The following is a 22,046-nucleotide window of genomic DNA, read 5'->3' as shown; positions in this document are numbered from 1 at the left end:
GTCCCGAAGCGACGAACCCGTCCCCAAACGCGGCCGATGCCGGTTCCGGTCCCCTGGTGCTCATGACGTGAGACCCGGCCGGCACACACCCACCGGGTCCGAACGGGGACCCGCCCTCGCCTCCACGTCGCCCTGCGCCGCACTGGCGAGGCCCTGAGGTCCCCGTTCCGGAGCCGGTGCCCTGTCCCGGAGCGGATCCGGCGCCCCCTCTGGCGGCGTCGGCCCACCGTCACCACTCTTGCGGGGCTGCCCGCTGACTTGCGTTCGGAGGCGCACACAGACGCAGAGAGGCGCTGGAGCGCGGGGCCGGCGCGGCGGGCGCAGGCCGGGGGTGCGATATCCGGGCTGGGCGGGTGCTGCGGCGCGGTGCCCGGCTCCAGGTGGGAGCGCGAGAGGGGACGAGGGGCAGGCTCTCGGTCGGGTCTCGGTCATCACGTTGAGTACGTGCGGTCACACGGTGGATTTGGTCCCCGCCGGGGAGAGCCGCAGGGCCGATCCAGCGTCCTGGGCGTCGCTTCCTGACTCGTCTCTCTCCCCGCCCCCGCGGAGATACCGGATGCGTGCTGAGATGCGGGGATCGTGTTGGGATACCGCACGACGGGACGCACCTGAGAACGAACAGTGCACGTCAGCACTAAACCCTCATCTCAACGCACTCGGGAGTGCTGCACTCACGACGCTGCGGGCACGCGGCATCACCGGGAAGGCATCGCCGGAGCCGGACGCGGGGCGGGCGTCCTGCATCCGATGATCCGGGGTAGGTCCTTCTGCCGGGGACCCGCCCCGGCTTCCGGCATGGCGCCGACGGTTTGGCGAAAACCAGAGGAGCACTCCCCGGTCGGCCCAGCGTCGCCCCCGTCGGTCTGGGATCGGCCCAGGATCAGTCCGGGAACGAGACCACCCGGATCCCCCGACTTGGCTCGCCCGTAGGGGACAGACAGAGGGTTGCCTCCGGCGGAGAACCGGGGCCCGTGGGACCGGTATCGGACCCTGCGGGGGGCTCCAGCATGAGGCAGCCCTCGGCAGATGGTCCCCGGCCCCCCACCGGGCCGATGGCGCCCGGCGGGGCCCGGCATCGACGGGCGCCACGGCGACAGCTGCTCGCCACGAGAACGGACGCCCCTCGGGCAGACTGTCCGCGGGCACGAGGCGTGCGCATCCCCGCAAGGCCGCGGGCCGGGAGAAGAAAACCGGCTTCCGAGCGCAGCGGCCCCGCGAGGGCATCAGACAGGGGCACAGGGGCGCAAGCATACGAAAAAGGAGCGTCCCCCTCGGTGCAGAGCATGCTCTGCGCCGAGGGGGACGCTCCCGTATCGTGCCGGTACCTACCCGGCGGCCGCGGTTCCCCACACCGGGGATCCGCGGCGGAGGGGTGTCAGTGGGCGTGGGCCCCGCGGTTGTACTCGTAGACCCAGCCGACGAGGCCGACCACGGCCAGCGGGGCCGCGATCGCCAGGATCCACCAGCCCACAGCCATGCCGACGACGGCGATGGCGCAGACGATGCCCAGCATCAGCGGCCACCAGCTCCACGGGGAGTAGAACCCGTAGTCCCCGGCGGCGTCCACGATCTCACCGTCCAGGTTGTCCGACGGCTGATCGGGGTGGTGCTTCTCCGTGAAGAAGATGAAGAAGGCCAGGAACCCGCACATGATGGCGGTCAGCAGCAGGGCGGGGAATCCGACCCACTCCTCGAAGCCCGTCATGAATCCGTACACGATGGCCACAGGGACCAGGAAGACCGTGAGGCCTCCGAAGAGCAGTCCGGTGATGCGCATAGCGTGTTCCTCCCCTAGGCGCTGACCGAGGCGGCCTGGCGGGCCGCGGCAGCGACGTCGTGGTTGGTGGACAGTTCCGGATGGTGCAGATCCAGCGCGGGGCGCTCGGAGCGGATCCGGGGCAGGGCCGTGAAGTTGTGCCGCGGGGGCGGGCAGGAGGTCGCCCACTCCAGCGAGCCGCCGAAGCCCCAGGGATCGTCCACCTCGACCTTCTTGCCGTAGCGGGTGGTGATGTACACGTTCCAGAAGAACGGGATCATCGACACCGCCAGGATCATCGAGCCGATCGTGGAGATCTGGTTCATCCAGGTGAAGCCGTCCTCGACCATGTAGTCCGCGTAGCGACGCGGCATGCCGTCCACGCCCAGCCAGTGCTGGATGAGGAAGGTCGTGTGGAAGCCGATGAACAGCAGCCAGAAGTGGATCTTGCCCAGACGCTCGTTGAGCATCTTCCCAGTGAACTTGGGCCACCAGAAGTAGGTGGCCGCGAAGGCGCAGAACACCACGGTGCCGAAGACCGTGTAGTGGAAGTGCGCCACCACGAAGTAGGTGTCGGACAGGTGGAAGTCCAGCGGCGGGGTGGCCAGGATGATGCCGGTGACGCCGCCGAACAGGAAGGTCAGCAGGAAGCCGAACACCCACAGCATCGGCGTCTCGAAGGTGATCGAACCCTGCCACATCGTGCCGATCCAGTTGAAGAACTTCACGCCCGTGGGCACGCCGATCATCATCGTCATGAAGGAGAAGAACGGCAGCATCACGGCGCCGGTCACGTACATGTGGTGCGCCCACACGGTCACCGACAGGGCGGCGATCGCGATGGTCGCGTACACCAGGCCCTTGTAGCCGAAGATCGGCTTGCGGGAGAACACCGGGATGATCTCGGAGACGACGCCGAAGAACGGCAGCGCCAGGACGTACACCTCGGGGTGCCCGAAGAACCAGAACAGGTGCTGCCACAGGATCGGCCCGCCGTTCTCGGCGTCGTAGATGTGACCGCCCAGGCGACGGTCCATCCCCAGGGCGAACAGCGCCGCGGCCAGCGGCGGGAAGATCATGATGATCAGGATCGCGGTGATCAGGGTGGTCCAGGTGAACACCGGGGTGCGCCACATGGTCATGCCCGGGGCGCGCATGCACAGGATCGTGGTGATGAAGTTGACGCCGCCCATGATGGTGCCGAAGCCCTGCAGCGCCAGGCCGAAGACCCACAGGTCGCCGCCCACGCTGGGGCTGTACGTCGTGGAGTTCAGCGGTGCGTACGCGAACCAGCCGAAGGAGGCCGCGCCCTGCGGGGTGATGAACCCGGCGATGGCCACCAGCGACCCGAAGAGGAAGAACCAGAAGGCCAGCGCGTTCAGCCGCGGGAAGGCGACGTCGGGTGCGCCGATCTGCAGGGGCACGATGACGTTGGCGAAGCCGACGAACACGGGCGTGCCGAACATCAGCAGCATCAGGGTGCCGTGCATCGTGAACAGCTGGTTGAACTGATCCTTGGTCTCCAGGATCTGCATCCCCGGCTCGAACAGCTCCAGGCGCATGATCAGCGCCATGACGCCGGCGAGGCAGAAGAAGGTGAACGACGCGATCAGGTACATGTACCCGATGGTCTTGTGGTCGGTGGACGTCAGCCAGTTGACGACGATGCGCCCGCGGGAGCGGGGCACGGCGCGCGGAGCAACTTGGGTCTGGTCCGCTGAATACTCGAAGGTAGACATCGGTGCTTCCCTACTGGTCGGTCTTGGTCTTGTTCGGGTTCCGGTTGTACTCGTCGCCGAGGATCCCGTGGTTCTGCGGGTGATCCTCGTCGGCGAACAGCTCCATCTGCTTCCGGTAGTCCTCCTGGGAGACCACCTTGACCTTGAAGAGCATCTCGGAGTGGTATTCACCGCACAGCTCGGCGCACTTGCCCTGGTACTCCCCCGTACCGCCGGTGGTGAAGCTCATGTAGTTGGTCTGGCCGGGGATCGTGTCCAGCTTCTGCAGGAACGCCGGAACCCAGAAGGAGTGGTTGACGTCGCGGCTCTTCAGCTGCAGCTCGACCTTGGAGTGCTCCGGCAGGTAGAGGGTGTCCAGCTTCTCTTCGACGCCCTCCTTGCCGGTCAGGTCCGCCTGCGCCCCGGAGGTGTGCACGTTGGAGTCCACGTAGTTGAAGTCCCAGGCCCACTGCTTGCCGTAGACCTCGACGGTGACGTCGGGGTGGTCGTAGCGGGCGTCCACCTCGCGCTCGACGCGATCGGAGAAAGAGAAGAGGCTGACGATCAGGATGATCGGGACCAGCGTGTAGAAGATCTCCAGCGGCAGGTGGTAGCCCACCTGCTTGGGGTACCCGGTCTCGTTCTTGCGACGCCGGTAGGCGATGATGCACCACAGCATCAGACCCCAGGTGATCAGGCCCACGGCCAGCGCCGCGATCCACGACCCGATCCACAGATCCATGATCGTGTCCACGTGGTTGGTGGTGCCCCGCTCCGTCGGCAGGAAGCCTCGCTGCGCGACGTCCGAACACCCCGTCATCAGCAGGGTGGCCGCGGCCGATGCCCCGACGACGAGCGTCTTGGTCCACCGGGAGCCGGTTCGATGCTGCGAACTCACAGACTGCCCTTCCTCTAAATCCATGCGTGTGATGCGGCGCAGGGGCGGTCCGGTGTGCCTCCCGGAGGGGAAGCCGGGACCGACCCTAGCCTGGTTTTCTCTTCAGAAGCTTACCCGCACCTGCGAGTTCGCACTGACACTGTGTCATCAGGATATCCCGTGTCGCGCGCCTCGCCCGGCTGCGACATCCCGGTCTCGAGGACCGCGCCGCCGCGTGATCCCGGGGCAGCAGCCGCACGCGAACGCGGCCCGCATCCGCCCTCCTGGGAGGGGGGATGCGGGCCACGTTACGCTCGGGAATCCGCGTGGGCGGATCAGTGGAAGGAGTCCCCGCAGGCGCAGGAGCCCTGGGCGTTGGGGTTGTCGATGGAGAAGCCCTGCTTCTGGATGGTGTCCTCGAAGTCGATGGTCGAGCCGTCCAGATACGGCACGGACATCCGATCCACGATGACCTCGACGCCGTCGAAGTCGCGCACGGCGTCGCCGTCGAGCACGCGCTCGTCGAAGTACAGCTGGTAGATCAGCCCGGAGCAGCCGCCCGGCTGCACGGCGACCCGCAGCCGCAGGTCCTCGCGGCCCTCCTGCTCGAGCAGGGAGCGGACCTTCTCGGCGGCGACCTCGGTCAGGGTCACCCCGTGGGTGGGCATCTCGGTGGCAGTCTCTTCGGTGGCGACGCTCATGGTCGTGTTCCTTTCCCGATCGGGGATCTGGCGGATCCGTCCTCGTGTTCCGAAAGCCTAGTCCGCCGTGCACCTGTGGCCAACGGCGGTGGGCCTTCCGTTTATTCCCCGGCGGCCTCGGACCCGGAGCCGTTCTCGTTCATCCGCGCCAGGAACAGCGCCTGCGCCTCGATGGCCCGGCGGAAGTCCGGGACGTACAGGGACTCGTTGGCGCTGTGGGCGCGGGTGTCCGGATCCTCGATGCCGGTGATCAGGATCGCGGCCTGCGGGAAGGTCTCGGTCAGCGAGGCGACGAACGGGATGGAGCCGCCCATGCCGGTCAGCACCGGCTGCACGCCCCAGGCCTCGCCCATCGCGGCGAGCACGGCCTGGGCCGAGGCCGAGGAGGTGTCGGCCTCGAACGGGCTGCCTGCCTCCCCCGCGTCGTAGGTCACCTGCACGCCCGCGGGAGCGTGCTCGCGCAGGTGCCGCTCCAGCAGTCGGTGGGCCTCGGCCGGGTCCTGGCCCGGTGCCAGCCGCAGGCTGACCCGGGCGCGGCAGGTCTCGACCATCGTGTTGGAGGAGTGCTCCACCGGGGTCACGTCCATTCCGATCACCGACAGCGCCGGCTGGGCCCACAGCCGCGACGTGAGGGATCCGCGCCCGGCCAGCGCCGCCTCCTCGGCCACCCCGGCGTCGGCCCGGAAGTCGGCCTCGTCGTAGTCCAGCTCCGGCTCCGGCGCGCGCACGAGGCCCTCGACGGCGACCGCGCCGTCGGCATCGTGCAGGGTGGCCAGCAGCCGGACCATCACGGTGGTCGCATCCAGCAGGGGCCCGCCGAACATCCCCGAGTGCAGCGCGTGGTCCATCGTGCGCACGGTGACCGTGCCGGAGACGACCCCGCGCAGACTCGAGGTCAGGGCCGGGACCCCGGCCCGCCAGTTCGCCGAATCAGCGACGACGATGGTCTGCGCGGCCAGCTTGTCCCGATACTGAGCCAGGAAGTTCTCGAAGCTGGGCGAGCCCGCCTCCTCCTCCCCCTCGATGAACAGGGTGATGCCCAGGCGCAGGTCATCCCCGAGGGTGTCGATCAGGTGGCGCACCGAGGCCAGATGGACCATGACCCCGGCCTTGTCATCGGCGGCCCCGCGGCCGTAGAGCCGATCGCCCACCGGGGTGGCGACGAAGGGCTCGGTGTTCCACTGCTGCGGATCGGAGACCGGCTGCACGTCGTGGTGGGCGTAGAGCATGACGGTCGGATACCCCGGGGCGGCCGGTCGGGAGGCGACGACGGCGGGCATCCCCTGGGATCCGTCCGGGCGGGCGGCGGTGAGGATCTCCACCTGCTCCAGCCCGGCCTGGCGAGCCAGCTCGGCGACGGCCTCCGCGCTGCGGGACACCTGGCTGAGGTCGTGGCTCTCCCAGGCGATCGAGGGGATGGCGACCAGCTCGGTGAGCTGCTCGAGGATCCGCGGGAAGTCCTCCTCCACCGCGCGCATCAGCGCGGCGTGCTCCTGCGGGCGGTCGGCGGGCGTGTGGGGTGTTGCATCGGTGCTCATGCCCTCCAGCCTATCCGCGCCCGCCCCGCATGCACCGGCCCGGGCCGCCGCGCGGGCTTCCCACCGGCCCGCCCGGCAGGTCGTGCGCCCGGGCCGCACCGGGACGGCGGACCGGTACCATGGTCGGGTGTTCGGAAAGAAGAAGAAAGCCCAGGAAGATCGGCCCGATCCCGCCCAGGAGAGCGTCCGGGAATCGCCGACCCGCCCACACGACGGCGGGCGCGGAACGACCCCCGGCAAGGGCCGCCCCACCCCCAGCCGCAAGGAGCAGGAGGCCGCCCGGCGTCGTCCGCTGGTCCCCCAGGATCGCAAGGCGGCCAAGGAAGCCAACCGCGAGGCCGCCCGCGAGGCGCGGATCCTGCAGAACCAGGCGATGCAGACCGGCGACGAACGCTATCTGCCCGCGCGCGATCGGGGCCCGCAGCGCCGCTTCGCGCGCGACTTCGTGGATTCCCGGCGCAACATCGGCGACTTCTTCATCGTCGTGCTGCTGATCCTGTTCATCGGAAGCATGTTCCTGCCGGCCCAGCAGCCCATCCTGGTGAACATCATGTGGATCCTGATCCTCGTGTGGATCATCGACACCTGGCTGATGTGGCGGAAGCTGAAATCCCGCCTGGTCGAGAAGTTCACCACGGTCCAGCAGGGCTCGGCCTGGTACGCGTGGAACCGGGCCATGATGATCCGCCGCCTGCGTCTGCCCAAGCCCCAGGTCCGCCACGGGGAGCGCCCCGCCTGATCCCGGCCTCAGCGGGAGCGGCGGGGATCCCGCCGAGCCATCAGCCGGCGCAGGCCGCGGTTGATCCGGCGGACCCAGAACGGGCCCTCGTAGAGGAACGCGGTGTAGCCCTGCACGAGGTCCGCCCCGTGCTCCAGGCGCTCGTAGACATCCTGGGCCGTGGTGACGCCGCCGACCGAGACGACGGCCATGGACTCCGGGACGATGCCGCGCAGCAGATCCAGGACCTCCAGGGCCCGTCGACGCAGGGGCTCGCCGGAGAGCCCGCCCGCACCGCGCTCGGCCACCTCCGCGGGGTCGCTGCGCAGGCCCAGGCCCTCGCGGGCGATCGTGGTGTTCACCGCGATGATCCCGTCCAGACCGACTCGCTCGGCCAGCTCGGCGATCTCCCGGATCTGCTCGTCCTCCAGATCCGGGGCGATCTTCACCAGCAGGGGCACGTGACGCCCGGCCACCCGGTCCGCCTCCTCCCCGACCGCGCGCAGCAGCGGCTCGAGGCTCTGCGCGGTCTGCAGATCCCGCAGGCCGGGAGTGTTCGGGGAGCTGACGTTCACGGCCAGGTAATCGGCCTGCGGGGCCAGGGCGCGGGTGCTCTCCAGGTAATCCGCGGTGGCCTCCTCCAGGGGCACGATCTTGGTCTTGCCGATGTTCACCCCGATCACGGGGCGGACGCGGCGTCCGCTCCGAGCCCCCTCCAGGTCCGCGTGCGCCGCGGCCAGGCGCGGGCCGATGGCCCCGGCGCCGTCGTTGTTGAAGCCCATGCGGTTGATCACGGCGCGGTCGCGCACGAGGCGGAACAGCCGCGGGCGGGGATTGCCGGGCTGGGCCTGGGCCGTGATGGTGCCGACCTCAACATGCCCGAACCCCAGATCCGCCAGCGCCGCGACGCCGGTTGCGCCTTTGTCGAAGCCGGCGGCCAGACCGAAGGGCGACGGGAAGTCCAGCCCCAGAGCGCGGGTGCGCAGCTGCGGGTGGGGGGCGCACAGGACCCGCAGGAGCCGGGAGGCGCCGGTGGCCCGGGCCGCCTTGATGCCGTCGAAGCCGATGCGGTGGGCTCGTTCGGGATCCATCCCGGAGAAGACCACGCGGAAGAAGGTCGGGTAGAAGCGCACCATGTTCATCCTCGCTCGTTATATCTCAGGTTGCAGTTGAAGGTCTGTTGTTCAATCTCAGGTGTTGCTTGAAGCCTTGTCGACGGCCGCCCCGTAGCGTCGGTCCCGCCGGGCGTACTCCTCGACCGCGCGCCACAGCACGAGCCGGTCCATGTCCGGCCAGAGCACGTCCATGAAGACCATCTCCGCGTAGGCCGACTGCCACAGGAGGAAGTTGGAGAAGCGCTGCTCCCCCGAGGTGCGCAGGAACAGGTCGACGTCGGGCACCTCGGGCTCGTCCAGGTACCGGGCGAAGGTCTTCTCCGTGACCGAGCCCGGCTTCAGGCGCCCCGCCGCGGCGTCGGCGGCGATGGCGGCGGCGGCATCGGCGATCTCGGCGCGGCCCCCGTAGTTCACGCACATCACCAGCGTGCACACCGTGTTCTCTCTGGTCTCCCGCTCGCACTGCTCCAGCTGCCGGATCACCGAGGTCCACAGTCGGGGTCTGCGCCCGGCCCACCGGATGCGCACCCCCCAGGACTTCAGGGTCTCCAGCTGGCGCTCCAGCACGTCCGTGCAGAAGCGCATGAGGAAGCTGACCTCGTCCAGGGAGCGCTTCCAGTTCTCCGTGGAGAAGGCGTAGGCGCTGACATACGGGATCCCCATCTCGATGGCCCCGGCCACGACGTCCAGCAGCGCCTGCTCCCCGGCCTTGTGGCCCTCGTTGCGCGGCAGACCGCGGGCGTTGGCCCACCGGCCGTTGCCGTCCATGACCACCGCGACGTGCTGCGGCACGAAGCGCCGGGGGATGTCCGGCGCGGTGCGACCGCTGGGATGGGGGAAGGGCTGCACCGGCTGATTCATCGAGGCCTTTCTTCCAGCAGATCGAAGGACCGGAACGCGTGGTCCAGGTGCCACTGTACCGAAGCCCGCACCAGCCGCCCGGTCCGACGACGCGAGGCATCGTCGTCCGCCGAGTCCAGCGCGGCCCAGTCACCCCGGGCCAGGGCGTCGAGGCGGTCCAGATCCCCGGCGCGCAGGGGCCGGTCCCCCGGTTCCAGGCATCCGGAGCCGACGGCGCCGCCGTCGCGCACGGACCACCCGAGAAGGTCCGCCTCACCCCCGCAGCGCACGCAGCGGTTCGTGCTGACCGACCAGCCGGCCGCTGCCAGGGCGCGCAGCAGGTAGGAGTCCAGGACGTCGCGCGGATCGTGCAGGTGCCGCGCCAGGGCCGACAGCGCCCCGGCCGTGAGGGGGAACAGCGCCGCGGCCGTGTCCTGCTCCCCCTGCCCGATGCGGTCGGCGACCTCGCAGATCGCGCTGGCCGCCAGATACGCGTCCCAATCGGCCACCAGCGGGGCGGAGTAGGCCTTGACGGTCACGGCCTGGGTGATCGTGGCCAGGGAGCGTCCGGAGACGAAGGAGACGTCCGCGACCATGAACGGCTCCAGGCGCGCCCCCATCTTCGACGAGGCCCGCCGCACCCCCTTGGCCACCGCGCGCAGCATCCCGTGGTGGGCGGTGAGACCCACGATGATCCGGTCGGCCTCCCCCAGGGGGTGGGTCGCGAGGATCAGCAGCAGGTCCCGGGAGCTGCGGGCGGGGATCGCGGTCAGAGGCACGCCTCCATTCTCCCACGGCAGCCCGCTCGAGGCCGGGAGCGCAGGGTCCCGGCCGACGGCGGCCACGGCACGGGCCGATCCGAACGCCCCAACTCAGCGCAGCGCGCGGTTCACCGCGGAGACCACGGCCTTCAGCCCGGCGCGGGTGGTGTTGGCGTCGATGCCCACGCCCCACAGCACCCGATCCCCCACGGCCGCCTCGACGTAGCTGGCGGCCTGGGCGTACTCCCCCGAGCTCAGCGCGTGCTCGGAGTAGTCCAGCACGCGCACATCCACTCCCTCGCGGGAGAGGATCTGCGTCATCGCGTCGATCGGGCCGCTGCCGGTGCCGGAGCGCTCCAGGACACGGCCCCCGGCCTCCAGCCGCACCCGCAGCGTCGTGTCCCCCGTGTCTGCGGCCTCGGTGGTCATCGAGGCGATGCGGAACCGGCCCCAGCGCGCAGCCCCCGGCTCCTCGGCCGGCAGGTACTCGTCCCGGAAGATCTCCCACAGGGCGACGCTGGTGATCTCCCCGCCCTGCTCGTCGGTGCGCGCCTGGACCAGCGCGGAGAACTCGGCCTGCGCCCGCTTGGGCATCTCCAGGCCCTTCTGCCGCTGCAGCAGGTAGGCGATCCCGCCCTTGCCGGACTGGGAGTTTACCCGGATCACGGCCTCGTAGTCGCGCCCGACGTCCTTCGGGTCGATCGGCAGGTACGGCACCGCCCATTCCATGTCCGCGGGGTCCTGCCCGGTCTGCTCCGCCCGCTGGGCCATCGCATCGAAGCCCTTCTTGATGGCGTCCTGGTGGGACCCGGAGAAGGCCGTGAAGACCAGCTCCCCGCCGTAGGGGGTGCGCTCGGGCACGCGCAGCTGGTTCGCGTACTCCACGGTGTGGCGGATGTGCTCGATGTCGGAGAAGTCGATCTGCGGATCCACGCCCTGGGTCAGCATGTTCAGTCCCAGCGTCACCAGGTCCACGTTGCCGGTGCGCTCGCCGTTGCCGAACAGGCACCCTTCGATCCGGTCGGCCCCGGCCAGGTACCCCAGCTCGGCCGCGGCCACACCGGTGCCGCGGTCGTTGTGCGGGTGCAGGGACAGCACCACGTTCTCCCGGTGCTCCAGGTGCCGGTGCATCCACTCGATGGAGTCGGCGTAGATGTTGGGGGTGGCCATCTCTACGGTGGCCGGCAGGTTGATGATGACCTCGCGGCCGTCGCCGACCCCCAGCTCGGCGGCGACGGCGTTGGCGACCCGGGCCGCGTACTGGACCTCGGTGCCCGTGTAGGACTCCGGAGAGTACTCGTAGGTGATGGGCACGGCGCTGCCCAGCTGCTCCTCGTACTTGGCGCACAGCCGGGCCCCGCGCAGGGCGATGTCCAGGATCTCGTCCTGATCCGCCTGGAAGACCACCCGGCGCTGCAGCACCGAGGTGGAGTTGTAGAAGTGCACGATCGCGGAGGGGGCGCCCTCGATGGCCTCGTAGGTGCGCTCGATCAGGTGCTCCCGGCACTGGACCAGCACCTGGATCGTGACGTCCTCGGGGATGTGCCGACCCTCGATGAGGGTGCGCACGAAGTCGAAGTCCGTCTGGGAGGCCGAGGGGAAGCCGACCTCGATCTCCTTGTAGCCCATGGCCACCAGGAGCTTGAACATGGCCAGCTTGCGGTCGGTGTCCATCGGATCGGCCAGGGCCTGGTTCCCGTCGCGCAGGTCCACCGCGCACCAGCGCGGGGCCTGAGTGATGACCCGGTCCGGCCAGGTGCGGTCCGGCAGGGACACGGGCAGCTGCTCGAGATAGGGACGATACCGATGGGTGGGCATCGGGGAGGGCTGCTGGCGGTTGGGCAAGGCACTCGCCTTCTTCCTGGGTCAGGATGGGCGGTCGACGCGGGCGGCGGCTCCGCAGCGAGGGGGTCGGCCTAGGGGAAGCTGACCTCGCTGCGGCGGCTAAGGCGTCGGAGTACTGCCGTGTGCATCACATCAGCAACGTATCACCGTGCCCCGCCGCACGCCCCCTGCCCGCCCCGGAGTCCAGATAATGGACGAACCGGGACCGGCTCGGGCGTTCCCGCACCGCGCGGGCCGCCCGGGCCTAGTACCCGAAGGCCTGCTGGCAGGGGGACTCCTGCGCGGTCTGCCCGGAGGCGCCGCCGACGATCTCCTGGTCATCGGCCTTGACCTTGTCGCCCGAGGTGAAGTCCAGCCCGGGCAGCACCGCGACCCCGGCGTAGGCCTCGCTGGGCTGGATCTGCTCCGCCGCAACCCCCAGGGCCTGACCGATCTGCTCCGCCTGCTCCTCATAGCCGGTGCTGTAGTACACGGTCGTGCCGGCCAGCTGGTTCTGGGCCTGCTGGTGCGTGACCTGCGTGTAGCCCAGCTTCTCCACGAGGTCGGCCACGTGCTCCCCCTGGGAGCTCGTGCCGGTCGCATCGATCACCGAGACCGGCACGGAGCGGTCCACCGACGCCGACGGGGAGGGCTGCGCGGAGGCGGAGGCGGAGGGCTGCTCCTTCGCCGCCAGGGATCCGTCCTTGCGCAGGGTCGCGAAGACCTGCTGCGCGGAGTCGGACAGCTGCAGCTTGTTCGGGTTGGCCGGATAGGCCTCGTTCGGCACCGTCGCGAAGACCACCTTGTCCAGGTCGACGCCGGCGAAGATGCTGCCGATCGACACGAGGGTGCTGGGATCGGTCAGCCCGGAATCCACGGTCACGTTCTGCGTGATCGCCTCCGCGATCCGGTACATCGTCCCCGGGTTGGTCAGGGTCCCCTGCGCCTTGACCTTGCGCAGCAGCGAGGCCAGGAACGCCTGCTGGGCCTTGATCCGGGTGGTGTCCGAGCCGTCGCCGAAGCCGTGGCGGGAGCGCAGGAAGGACAGGGCCTGCTCCCCTTCCACCTCCGACTCCCCCTTGGGCAGCTTCAGCCCCGAGTAGGGATCATCGACCGCCTGGTCCACACAGACCTGCACCCCTCCCACCACGGAGCTGAGCTGCTTGACGGCGTTGAAGTCCACGAGCATGAAGTGGTCGATGTTGATCCCGGTGATCTTGTTGATCGTGGCCACCGAGCACCCCGGCCCGCCGTGATCCAGGGATTCGTTGATCTGGGTGTCCGGGGACTCAGGGTAGGTCTGCCCCGTCTTCTGGTTGGTGCACTGCGGGATGTCCACCATCAGGTCCCGGGGGAAGGAGACGACGCTGACGTTCTGCCGGTCCTGACTGATCTGCACCAGCATCATCACATCCGAGCGGGCCCCCGAGGAGGCATCGGCGGCGTCGCCGTAGGCGCTGTTGGCCCCGGCGCGGGTGTCCGATCCGATCACCAGGATGTCCAGGGGACCGTCCTCGAGGTTCTCGCTGCCCCCGAGGTTCAGGGCGTCGGTGCTGACGTTGTGCCGCAGCCGCAGGGCCGCGACGCCGCCGGCGCCCATCACGACCAGCAGCAGGGCGATGCAGCACAGCGCGGCCCACAGGCCGCTGCGCGAGACCAGTCCGTCGTTGCGGAAGTGCCGACCGCGGGGCACGGCGCGGACGTCCTGCTCGGGGGCGCTGGAGGTTTCTGGCACGGAGTCTCCTGGGGGAAGAGGCCGGGGTCGCGCTCGATTCTACGACGCCCGGCTGAATGCCGCCCGTGAGTCGGGATCAGAACCCCAGCCGGCCCAGGGCGCGCGGATCGCGCTGCCAGTCCTTGGCGACCTTCACGTGGATGCTCAGGTACACCTTCGCCCCCAGCAGGGGCTCGATCCCGGCCCGGGCCTTGGTGCCGATCTCCTTCAGCCGCGAGCCCCGGCGCCCGATGATGATGGCCTTCTGGGACTCCCGCTCCACGTACAGGTTCACGTGCACATCCACCATCGGGTCCTCGGCGGGGCGACCCTCCCGGTCGACCATCTCCTCGACCGTGACGGCCACCGAGTGCGGCAGCTCGTCCCGGACCCCCTCCAGGGCCGCCTCGCGCACCAGCTCGGCGATCATCACCGCCTCCGGCTCATCCGTGAGATCCCCCTCCGGGTACAGCGGCGGGGAGACCGGCAGGTGGGAGCCCAGCACCTGCGCGACCGCCTCCACCTGGTAGCCGCTGACCGCGGAGACGGGGATGACGTCGGCCCAGCCGGAGCGACCGGCATCGGACTCGGCCTTCGGCGCACCCGCGCCGGAGCCGCGGCGTCGGGCCCGACGCTGCCGGCGGGCCTCCTGCTCGGCGGCCATGGTCTCCTCGCCGAGGGCCTGCACGGCCAGCAGCTGCTCGGCCAGACGCTGCGGAGGCACCGCATCCGCCTTCGTGACGATCGCGACGACGGGCCGGTTCCCGGCCGCGGCCAGCTGCGCGGCGATGTAGCGATCCCCGGGACCGATCCGCTCATCGGCCGGCAGGCAGAACCCGATGACGTCCACCTCCGCCAGGGTCTCGGCCACCAGGTCGTTCAGCCGCTGACCCAGCAGGGTGCGCGGCCGGTGCAGCCCCGGGGTGTCGATGAGGATCAGCTGGTGCTCGGGACGGTGCACGATCCCCCGGATCGTGTGCCGGGTGGTCTGCGGACGGTTGGACGTGATGGCCACCTTCTGACCCACCAGGGCGTTGGTCAGGGTGGACTTCCCGGCATTGGGGCGCCCGACGAGCACGGCGAAGCCCGCCCGGAAGCCCTCGGGAACGGCGGCGAATTCCATGGTCACTCCTCGTGCTCGGCGGCGGACTCGGCCGGCTCCGGGGCGACGGGGCTGGCCAGGACCGTGCCCACCCGGTTGCGGCGTCCTTCGAGCCTAACGGCCTTCAGCTTCAGCCCGTAGATCTGCGCCTCCGACCCGACGATCGGCACCCGCCCCAGGGCCTTGGCCAGCAGCCCCCCGACCGTATCCACGTCGTCGTCCTCCAGGTCCAGGTCGAACAGGTTTCCCAGGTCCCCCACCGACAGCCGGGCCGAGACCAGGTAGGCATCCCCCTCGGCGGTGACCTCCGGGACCGCGGCATCATACTCGTCCACGATCTCCCCCACCAGCTCCTCGATGAGATCCTCCAGCGTGACCAGCCCGGCCGTGCCGCCGTACTCGTCCACCACGACGGCGATGTGGGTCCCCTCCCGCTGCATCTGGGGCAGCAGCTCCGAGACCTTCTGGGACTCGGGGACGAACCTGGCCGGACGCAGCAGCTGCCCGACGCCGCGCTCGCGGGCCCGGCCCCGATCCGCGAGCATCGCCTCGGCGACGTCCTTCAGGTACAGGAAGCCGCGCACGTCGTCGACGTCCTCGCCCAGCACGGGGATGCGGGAGTAGCCGGACCTCAGGAAGAGGTTCAGGGCGTTGTCCAGGGTGTCCTCGGCCTCGAAGCTGACGATGTCCGGGCGCGGCACCATCACGGCGCGGATGCGGGTGTCGTCCAGCTCGAAGATCGAGTGCAGCATGGCCGCCTCGCTGTCCTCGATCAGATCCGTGGTGGAGGCCCGGTCCACGAACTCGCGCAGCTCCTCCTCGGTGAAGAATCCGGCGTTCTCCTCGGTGGCCGGGGAGATCCGCGCCCCCAGTCGCATCAGCCAGCGGGGCACGGGCCCCATGCCTCGGGTCAGGGCCCGCAGCAGCTTCGCCGTGGCACCGGCCACCCGCAGCGGATGGGCCCGGCCGAGGTGGCGCGGGGCGACCCCGACCAGCACGAAGCCCGCCAGGGAGGCCAGCAGCACGGTCAGCACCGCCGCCAGCCAGACCCAGGGCAGCACCCGCATCAGCAGCAGCAGGAGGATCACGCTGACCGCGGACTCCCCCACGATGCGGGTGAAGCGCAGTGCGTACATGTGCGGCCGGGGATCGGCCAGCACCGCACGCAGGCTGGCCCGCCCCTCCTCCCGGCTGACGGTCTCCGCCTCGTGGCGGGGCAGGTAGGTGAACGCGGACTCCGCGGCGGTCATCAGGAAGGCCAGGCCCAGCAGGACGAGGACGGCGAGGATCAGCAGGACGGTGCTCATGACGGCCTTCTTCTAGTGGCGGGTCTCGACCGGGGCGGGGTGTCCGAGGAAGTCCTCCAGGATCCGCCGCTGCAGAGCGAACATCTCCCGCTCCTGCTCGGGTTCGGCGTGGTCATAGCCCAGGCAGTGCAGGATCCCGTGCACGGTGAGCAGGCACAGCTCATCGGCCGTTCCGTGCCCCGCGCGCTCACCCTGCTCCCGGGCCACCGTCGGGCACAGCACGACGTCGCCGAGCACCCCGGCCGCCGGGTCCTCGGCGGTGCCGGGCCTCAGCTCGTCCATCGGGAAGGACATCACGTCCGTGGGCCCGGGCAGATCCATCCACTGCCGGTGCAGCTGGGCCATCTGCTCGTCGGTGACCACGGCCAGGGACAGCTCGACCTCCTCCCCCAGGTGCAGACGGGCGCCGGCGAAGTCCACCAGGGCGCGCAGCTGGGCCAGGTCCACCTCCGCGAAGGCCGTGCGCTCGGCGTCGGTGCTCGGCTCGGAGACCTCGATGTCCAGGATCATGCCCGCTCCCCCGCATCCGCCCCGGCGCTCCCGGCGTCCCGCGAGTCTCTCCGGGAGTCCGCGGAACCCGCCCGGGCGGCGTCGCGCGCCCGCTTGTCCCGGGCGTGGGCGGAATCCTGCTCCCACCGCCCGTAGGCGGTGACGATGTCGCTGACCAGCTGGTGGCGCACGACGTCCACGGCCTCCAGGCGCGCGAAGTGCACGTCCTGCACATCGCGCAGGATCGTCTGCACCTGCCGCAGCCCCGAGGCGGCCCCCCGGGGCAGATCCACCTGGGTGACGTCCCCGGTGATGACCATCTTGGAGCCGAAGCCCAGGCGGGTCAGGAACATCTTCATCTGCTCCGCGGTGGTGTTCTGCGCCTCGTCGAGGATCACGAAGGCGTCGTTGAGGGTGCGCCCGCGCATGTAGGCCAGCGGCGCGACCTCGATGGTCCCGGCCTCCATGAGCCGGGGGATGGAATCCGGGTCCATCATGTCGTGCAGGGCGTCGTAGAGGGGACGCAGGTACGGGTCGATCTTCTCGTTGAGGCTGCCGGGCAGGAAGCCCAGGGACTCCCCCGCCTCCACCGCCGGGCGGGTCAGGATGATCCGGTTGACCTCCTTGGCCTGCAGGGCCTGCACGGCCTTGGCCATCGCCAGGTAGGTCTTGCCGGTGCCGGCCGGGCCGATGCCGAACACGACCGTGTTCGCGTCGATCGCCTCGACGTACGCGGACTGGTTGACGGTCTTGGGGCGGATCTTCCGGCCCCGGCTGGAGAGGATGTTCTTCGTCAGGCTCGGCGCGGCCTGGGCCATGTTGCGCACGAGCAGGTCCGTGAGCCGCTGGACGGTCTGCACGGTGATGCGGGTGTCCTGCCGGGCCAGGGCCTCCAGCTCCTCGAGCAGACGCAACACCAGCTGCACCTGGGCGGAGGGACCGCTGACCCCGACCTCCAGGCCGCGCAGGTGCAGGGAGACGTCGGGGAAGGCCTGTTCGATGACCAGCAGCGAGGAGTCCTGGGGGCCCAAGGCCCCGATCATCGCCTCGCGCGAGGCGAAGGCATACGTGCGGGAGACGGACAGCGGGCGGGAGTCGCCGGTCGGCGAATCGGAGAGCACGGCGGCGGAGAGCCTTTCGACGGTGGGCGTGCGCGGGGGCGGGATGCTCCATCCCAGCCTACCCGCCCGCCCCCGGGCTCGTCTGCGCCCGGGGTCCGGCGGGAGGGATCCTCAGGAGGATGCGGCGGGTTCGTCGGGATCGGGGGTCAGGGGATCCGTCCCGTCGGGATCGGCGCCCTCGGACCCCGGGCCGAGCTGGGACCAGTGCCCGGACAGGACCTGCAGCACGGCCAGGGCGGCGGCCCCGGCCGTGGAGGTGCGCAGCACCTCCGGGCCCAGGCGCACCGGGTGCGCGCCGGCCGCGACGAGCCGGCGCGTCTCCTCCGGCGAGATCCCGCCCTCCGGACCCACGACGAGCAGGACCCGGCCCCGGCCCTGCGGATCCGGCAGGCGGGCGGGCACCTCCCGGCTCAGCGGGTTCCGGGCCTGCTCGTGCAGCACGAGCACCAGGTCCTCGGGGCCCACCTGCCCGAGCAGGGCCTCCAGATCGGCCAGCGGCAGCACGTCGGGCACGACGGCGCGCCGGGCCTGCTTGGCGGCCGCCGCCGCGGTGCGCTCCCACTTGGCGTGGGAGCGCGCGGCCCGCTCCCCCTTCCAGCGCACGATGCTGCGCTCGGCCTGCCACGGCACGATCGCCGCGACCCCGAGCTCGGTGGCCATCTCCACGGCCATCAGGTCCCGGTCCCCCTTGGCCAGGGCCTGGACCAGCACGAGTCGGCCGACCGGCTCCGGGGCGGGATCGGCCATCAGGCGCACCAACAGGCCCTCGGGCAGCAGCTCCCGGACGACGCCGGGGGCGCGCAGCCCGCGCCCGTCGACCAGATCCAGCTCCTCGCCGGGGCCCAGGCGACGCACGGTGCGGGCGTGGTGGCCCTCCGGGCCGGTCAGTTCGACGGAGTCCTCCGAACGCGCGTCGCGCAGGAGATCGGTGGGGACGCGGAAGACGGGGCGGGTCATGGCGGCTCCTGTGCGGTGGCGGGGTCAGTCCTGGAAGCGGTCGCGCAGCCGGGAGAAGAAGCCCTGCCCGGAGCCGCGCTGCACGGTCTGCCCGGCGCCGTCGTCCTCCCCGCGCAGCTGGGCCAGCTTCCGCAGCAGCTCGCGCTGCTCGTCGTTCAGGCGGGTCGGGGTCGTGACCTGCAGGTGCGCGATCACGTCGCCGCGGCCGCTGCCGCGCAGGCGGGTCGCGCCCAGGCCGCGCAGGGTCACGGTCTGCCCGTTCTGGGTGCCCGGCTCCACGGTGACCTCGCGCGGTCCGTCGAAGGTCTCCAGGGTGACCGAGGTGCCCAGGGCGGCCGCGGTCATCGGGACGGTGATGCTGGCGTGCAGGTCGTCTCCCTCCCGGGTGAAGACCTCGTCCGGGCTGACCCGGATCTCCACGTAGAGATCGCCGTTGGGTCCCCCGCCCGTGCCGGCCTCGCCCTGCCCGGACAGCCGGATGCGGGTGCCGGTGGACACCCCGGCCGGGATCTTCACGGTCAGCGGCCGGCGCTGGCGCACCCGGCCCTCGCCGTAGCACTCCTGGCAGGGGTGCTTGATGACGGTGCCGAAGCCGTGGCAGTGCGGGCACTCGGCGGTGGTCACCACGTTGCCGAGGATGGACTGGACCTGGCGCTGGACCTGCCCGCGCCCGTGGCAGACCTCGCAGGTCTCCGGCTCGGTGCCGTCCTGGGTGCCCTTCCCGGAGCACTCCGGGCAGGTCACGGCGGTGTCGACCATGACCTCCTTCTCGGCGCCGAACACGGCCTCGCGCAGGTCGATGCGCACGGTGATCAGGGCGTCCTGGCCCTGCCGGGCCCGGCTGGCCGGGCCGCGGGAGGACTGGGCGCCGTTGAAGAAGGTTTCGAAGATGTCGGAGAAGCCGAAGCCCCCGCCGGGGAATCCGCCGCCACCGCCGAAGCCGCCGGCGGTGCCGTTCTCGTTGCCGGTCGCGTCGTAGATCCGGCGCTTCTCCGGGTCGGAGAGGACGTCGTGGGCGTGGGAGACGCGCTTGAACTCCTCGGCGGCCTCCGGGGAGGGGTTGACGTCGGGATGCAGGGTGCGGGCCTTCTTCCGGTAGGCCTTCTTGATCTCCTCGGGGCTGGCGTCGCGGGAGACGCCGAGGGTTTCGTAGTGGCTGCTCACGGTGTGCTCGTTCCTTCTTCTCGCGGTGTGCTCACCGCGTGGCGGGGTCGATGGTCAGGGTCGGGTGCGGGTCAGGGCTGGTCCTCGCGCAGCAGGCGCGAGAGGTAGCGGGCCACGGCCCGCACGGCGGCCATGGTCTCGGGGTAGTCCATGCGGGTCGGTCCGACCACGCCCAGCTGGGCGCTGCCGGCCGGACCGTACACGCTGGCCACGACCGAGGCGTCGGTCAGGGGGGTCGCGGCGTTCTCGGCGCCGATGCGCACCGAGACGCCGGTGGCTCCGGGGTGCTCCTCCCCGAGCTCCGAGAGCAGGCGCAGCATGACGACCTGCTCCTCCAGCGCATCCAGGATCGGGGCGATGCTGCTGCGGAAGTCCCGGGTGGACTGGGCGAGGTAGCTGGTCCCGGCCATCAGCAGCCGGTCCTGCGCGCCGCCGTCGGCCAGGCCCGCCAGGCCCGCCATCACCCGCGCCCCGGCCTCGCGCGCCCCGGGCGGCAGGGTGGCGAGCACGGTGTCGGCGCGGGCCGCAGCCGCATCCAGCGGGGCCTCGACCAGCTCCTCCAGCAGGCGGGTGCGCAGCAGGGCGAGGTCCTCCCCCGCGTGCCCGGCGTCGACGGGCAGGGGCACCGGCTGCTGCAGCACGCGCCCGCGGCTGGTGATGAGGATCAGCAGGGCCGTGTCCGGCTCCAGGGGCACCAGGTCCAGGTGCCGGACCCGCTCCCCGGTGCGCCGGGGATAGCGCACGACGGCGACCTGGTGGGTCAGCTGGGAGAGCAGGCGCACCGTGCGGGCCATGACCTCGTCGAGATCGTGGGAGGAGCCGAGGAACTCGACGATGACCCGGCGCTGGGCCGGGGTCAGCGGCCGCACGGCGTCGATGCGGTCCACGAAGGCGCGGTAGCCCTTGTCCGTGGGGATGCGCCCGGCGCTGGCGTGCGGGGCGGCGATCAGGCCCTCATCCTCCAGGGCGGCCATGTCGTTGCGCACCGTCGCGCTGGAGACGCCGAGCCGGTGCCGCTCGACGAGGGCCTTGGATCCCACCGGCTCCCGCGAATGCACGTAGTCCTCCACGATGGCGCTGAGCACCTCGAGGCGGCGCGGATGGTTCACGGTCTGGCTCCTGGTGTTCTGCCGGGGACGGCGATGGCCGAGGACACGGGTCGGATCGGCGGGGCCCGGGCTGGGCCGGGGGCCGGCTGCGGCGCTAGAGTCGGGGGCGCGCGGCGCGGTCCGATCTGGCACTCGGATGACCCGAGTGCTAATCCTACGCCCGTGCCGATATCGAGGAAAGCGCGGGCCGGGTCCGGAGCGCGCCGGCCGCCGACGTCGGGATGATCCGCCGGTCGCAGATCGCCGACCGGGCCGCCGAGGGAGGAGCGACGAGGATGCACGCACAGGACTGGGGGCCGCAGTCCCTCGAGGAGCTCTCCGCCGCCCGCCGCGGCCCGCGCACCGAGGACCTGCCGGTGCGCGCCGGGATGGTCCTGGAGGAGCTGGAGACCGGGTGGGTCGGGGCCGCGGTGCGCCTGGAGACCATCGGCGGGCAGCGGGTGGTCAGCCTGGAGGACCGCCACGGCGCGGTGCGGGCCTTCCCGCTGGGCTACGGCTTCCTGTACGAGGGCCGCCCCGTGCGCCTGGTCCCCCCGCCGCCCCGGGCCGCCCCGAGCGGGCCCGCCCGGACCCGGTCGGGTTCGGTCGCCCTCCCCCAGGCCCCGGCCCGCACGGCGCGGGCCTCGCGGATGCTGGTCGAGGGGGTGCACGACGCCGAGCTGGTGGAGAAGGTCTGGGGGGATGACCTGCGGGTCGAGGGGATCGTGGTGGAGCCGATGCACGGACTGGATCACGTCGAGCAGACCATCCGCGACTTCCAGCCGGGTCCGGGCCGACGCCTGGGGGTGCTGGCCGATCACCTGGTGCCCGGCTCCAAGGAGTCCCGTCTGGCCGAGCAGGCTCTGGGCCTGCCCGGGGCCCGCGAGCACGTGCTGTTCGTGGGCCACCCCTACGTGGACGTCTGGGAGTCGGTGCGCCCGCGCGCCGTGGGGCTGTCCGCCTGGCCGCAGGTCCCGCGGGGGGAGGACTGGAAGACCGGCGTGCTGCGGCGGATCGGGTGGCCCCATGCCAGCGCGGCCGAGCGCGGCCGGGCCTGGCGCCGGATCCTGGCCGGGGTGAACAGCTACACGGACCTGGATCCCGGGATCCTCGGTCCCGTGGAGCACATCATCGACTTCCTCACCGATCACCCCTGACCCCCACCGCCTCATGTGATCTTCGCCATGGGTGATCCCGGCCTCCGCCGTCGCCGGTTCGGGCCCGGTAAGCTGGAGGCGATGCCCGCACGACCCGCG

19 protein-coding genes are annotated in these 22,046 nt (G+C 71.1%); 2 read left to right on the top strand and 17 right to left on the bottom strand.

Annotated features, from left to right (window positions below; translation table 11 throughout):
- Positions 1-1,375: 1,375 nt before the first annotated feature.
- The 5 genes from AC0VXQ_RS05330 to AC0VXQ_RS05310 all read right to left on the bottom strand — a co-directional run bounded on the left by AC0VXQ_RS05330 (position 1,376) and on the right by AC0VXQ_RS05310 (position 6,590).
- A complete protein-coding gene (locus AC0VXQ_RS05330) occupies positions 1,376-1,777 on the bottom strand; it encodes a cytochrome c oxidase subunit 4 (RefSeq protein ID WP_475527932.1) in 402 nt (133 codons plus the stop codon).
- Positions 1,778-1,791: 14 nt separating this feature from the next.
- The gene (gene ctaD / locus AC0VXQ_RS05325; protein ID WP_075513793.1) at positions 1,792-3,495 is read right to left on the bottom strand and encodes an aa3-type cytochrome oxidase subunit I; all 1,704 of its coding nucleotides are present in this window, start codon (positions 3,493-3,495) and stop codon (positions 1,792-1,794) included.
- Between the two features lie 10 nt (positions 3,496-3,505).
- Entirely contained in the window at positions 3,506-4,372 is an 867-nt protein-coding gene (gene ctaC, locus AC0VXQ_RS05320; RefSeq protein ID WP_058730863.1) for an aa3-type cytochrome oxidase subunit II, read from the bottom strand.
- A 314-nt stretch (positions 4,373-4,686) separates the two neighbouring features.
- A complete protein-coding gene (locus tag AC0VXQ_RS05315; RefSeq protein ID WP_058730862.1) occupies positions 4,687-5,052 on the bottom strand; it encodes a HesB/IscA family protein in 366 nt (121 codons plus the stop codon).
- Positions 5,053-5,153: 101 nt separating this feature from the next.
- Positions 5,154-6,590 carry a dipeptidase gene (locus AC0VXQ_RS05310; protein WP_064725339.1) on the bottom strand — a complete coding sequence of 479 codons (1,437 nt, stop codon included), beginning with the start codon at positions 6,588-6,590 and terminating at the stop codon, positions 5,154-5,156.
- Positions 6,591-6,717: 127 nt separating this feature from the next.
- Between AC0VXQ_RS05310 and AC0VXQ_RS05305 the strand changes: the two genes are divergently transcribed.
- A complete protein-coding gene (locus AC0VXQ_RS05305) occupies positions 6,718-7,329 on the top strand; it encodes a DUF3043 domain-containing protein (protein WP_058730860.1) in 612 nt (203 codons plus the stop codon).
- Between the two features lie 8 nt (positions 7,330-7,337).
- On the opposite strand, the gene AC0VXQ_RS05300 is transcribed toward AC0VXQ_RS05305, so the two are convergent.
- From AC0VXQ_RS05300 to hrcA, 12 genes are all read right to left on the bottom strand, one after another.
- On the bottom strand, positions 7,338-8,441 hold the full coding sequence (locus AC0VXQ_RS05300; RefSeq protein WP_064725375.1) for a quinone-dependent dihydroorotate dehydrogenase: 1,104 nt from the start codon (positions 8,439-8,441) through the stop codon (positions 7,338-7,340).
- A 57-nt stretch (positions 8,442-8,498) separates the two neighbouring features.
- Positions 8,499-9,284, bottom strand: a complete 786-nt coding sequence (locus tag AC0VXQ_RS05295) for an isoprenyl transferase (RefSeq protein WP_064725340.1) — start codon at positions 9,282-9,284, stop codon at positions 8,499-8,501.
- Positions 9,281-10,042 carry a DNA repair protein RecO gene (recO, locus tag AC0VXQ_RS05290; RefSeq protein WP_064725341.1) on the bottom strand — a complete coding sequence of 254 codons (762 nt, stop codon included), beginning with the start codon at positions 10,040-10,042 and terminating at the stop codon, positions 9,281-9,283. Before recO ends, AC0VXQ_RS05295 begins: the two co-directional genes overlap by 4 nt.
- Before the next feature lie 93 nt (positions 10,043-10,135).
- Complete coding sequence (gene leuA / locus AC0VXQ_RS05285; RefSeq protein WP_058730858.1) at positions 10,136-11,869, bottom strand: 2-isopropylmalate synthase; 1,734 nt, start codon at positions 11,867-11,869, stop codon at positions 10,136-10,138.
- A 244-nt stretch (positions 11,870-12,113) separates the two neighbouring features.
- Entirely contained in the window at positions 12,114-13,583 is a 1,470-nt protein-coding gene (locus AC0VXQ_RS05280) for an LCP family protein (RefSeq protein ID WP_099049732.1), read from the bottom strand.
- Positions 13,584-13,659: 76 nt separating this feature from the next.
- Positions 13,660-14,685: a GTPase Era gene (locus tag AC0VXQ_RS05275; protein WP_058730857.1), complete on the bottom strand. Its 1,026-nt coding sequence runs from the start codon at positions 14,683-14,685 to the stop codon at positions 13,660-13,662.
- 2 nt (positions 14,686-14,687) lie between these two features.
- A complete protein-coding gene (locus AC0VXQ_RS05270; RefSeq protein WP_058730856.1) occupies positions 14,688-15,971 on the bottom strand; it encodes a hemolysin family protein in 1,284 nt (427 codons plus the stop codon).
- A gap of 12 nt (positions 15,972-15,983) precedes the next feature.
- Positions 15,984-16,481: an rRNA maturation RNase YbeY gene (ybeY, locus tag AC0VXQ_RS05265; RefSeq protein WP_058730855.1), complete on the bottom strand. Its 498-nt coding sequence runs from the start codon at positions 16,479-16,481 to the stop codon at positions 15,984-15,986.
- Positions 16,478-17,503: a PhoH family protein gene (locus tag AC0VXQ_RS05260; RefSeq protein WP_081046166.1), complete on the bottom strand. Its 1,026-nt coding sequence runs from the start codon at positions 17,501-17,503 to the stop codon at positions 16,478-16,480. The genes ybeY and AC0VXQ_RS05260 overlap by 4 nt, the downstream gene beginning before the upstream one ends.
- Positions 17,504-17,692: 189 nt before the next feature.
- Positions 17,693-18,538: a 16S rRNA (uracil(1498)-N(3))-methyltransferase gene (locus AC0VXQ_RS05255; protein WP_064725342.1), complete on the bottom strand. Its 846-nt coding sequence runs from the start codon at positions 18,536-18,538 to the stop codon at positions 17,693-17,695.
- A 24-nt stretch (positions 18,539-18,562) separates the two neighbouring features.
- Entirely contained in the window at positions 18,563-19,702 is a 1,140-nt protein-coding gene (gene dnaJ / locus AC0VXQ_RS05250; RefSeq protein ID WP_058730854.1) for a molecular chaperone DnaJ, read from the bottom strand.
- 71 nt (positions 19,703-19,773) lie between these two features.
- Complete coding sequence (hrcA, locus tag AC0VXQ_RS05245; protein WP_061225516.1) at positions 19,774-20,811, bottom strand: heat-inducible transcriptional repressor HrcA; 1,038 nt, start codon at positions 20,809-20,811, stop codon at positions 19,774-19,776.
- A gap of 275 nt (positions 20,812-21,086) precedes the next feature.
- On the opposite strand from hrcA, the gene AC0VXQ_RS05240 reads away from it, so the two are divergent.
- Positions 21,087-21,947, top strand: coding sequence for a DUF3097 family protein (locus AC0VXQ_RS05240; RefSeq protein ID WP_061225517.1), 861 nt, complete (start codon positions 21,087-21,089; stop codon positions 21,945-21,947).
- Positions 21,948-22,046: the final 99 nt, after the last annotated feature.

This window comes from Rothia sp. QJM3NY_36, from assembly GCF_056173115.1.
The sequence above is the reverse complement of the archived record's forward strand: the minus strand, read 5'-3'. Positions and strand labels throughout refer to the sequence as shown.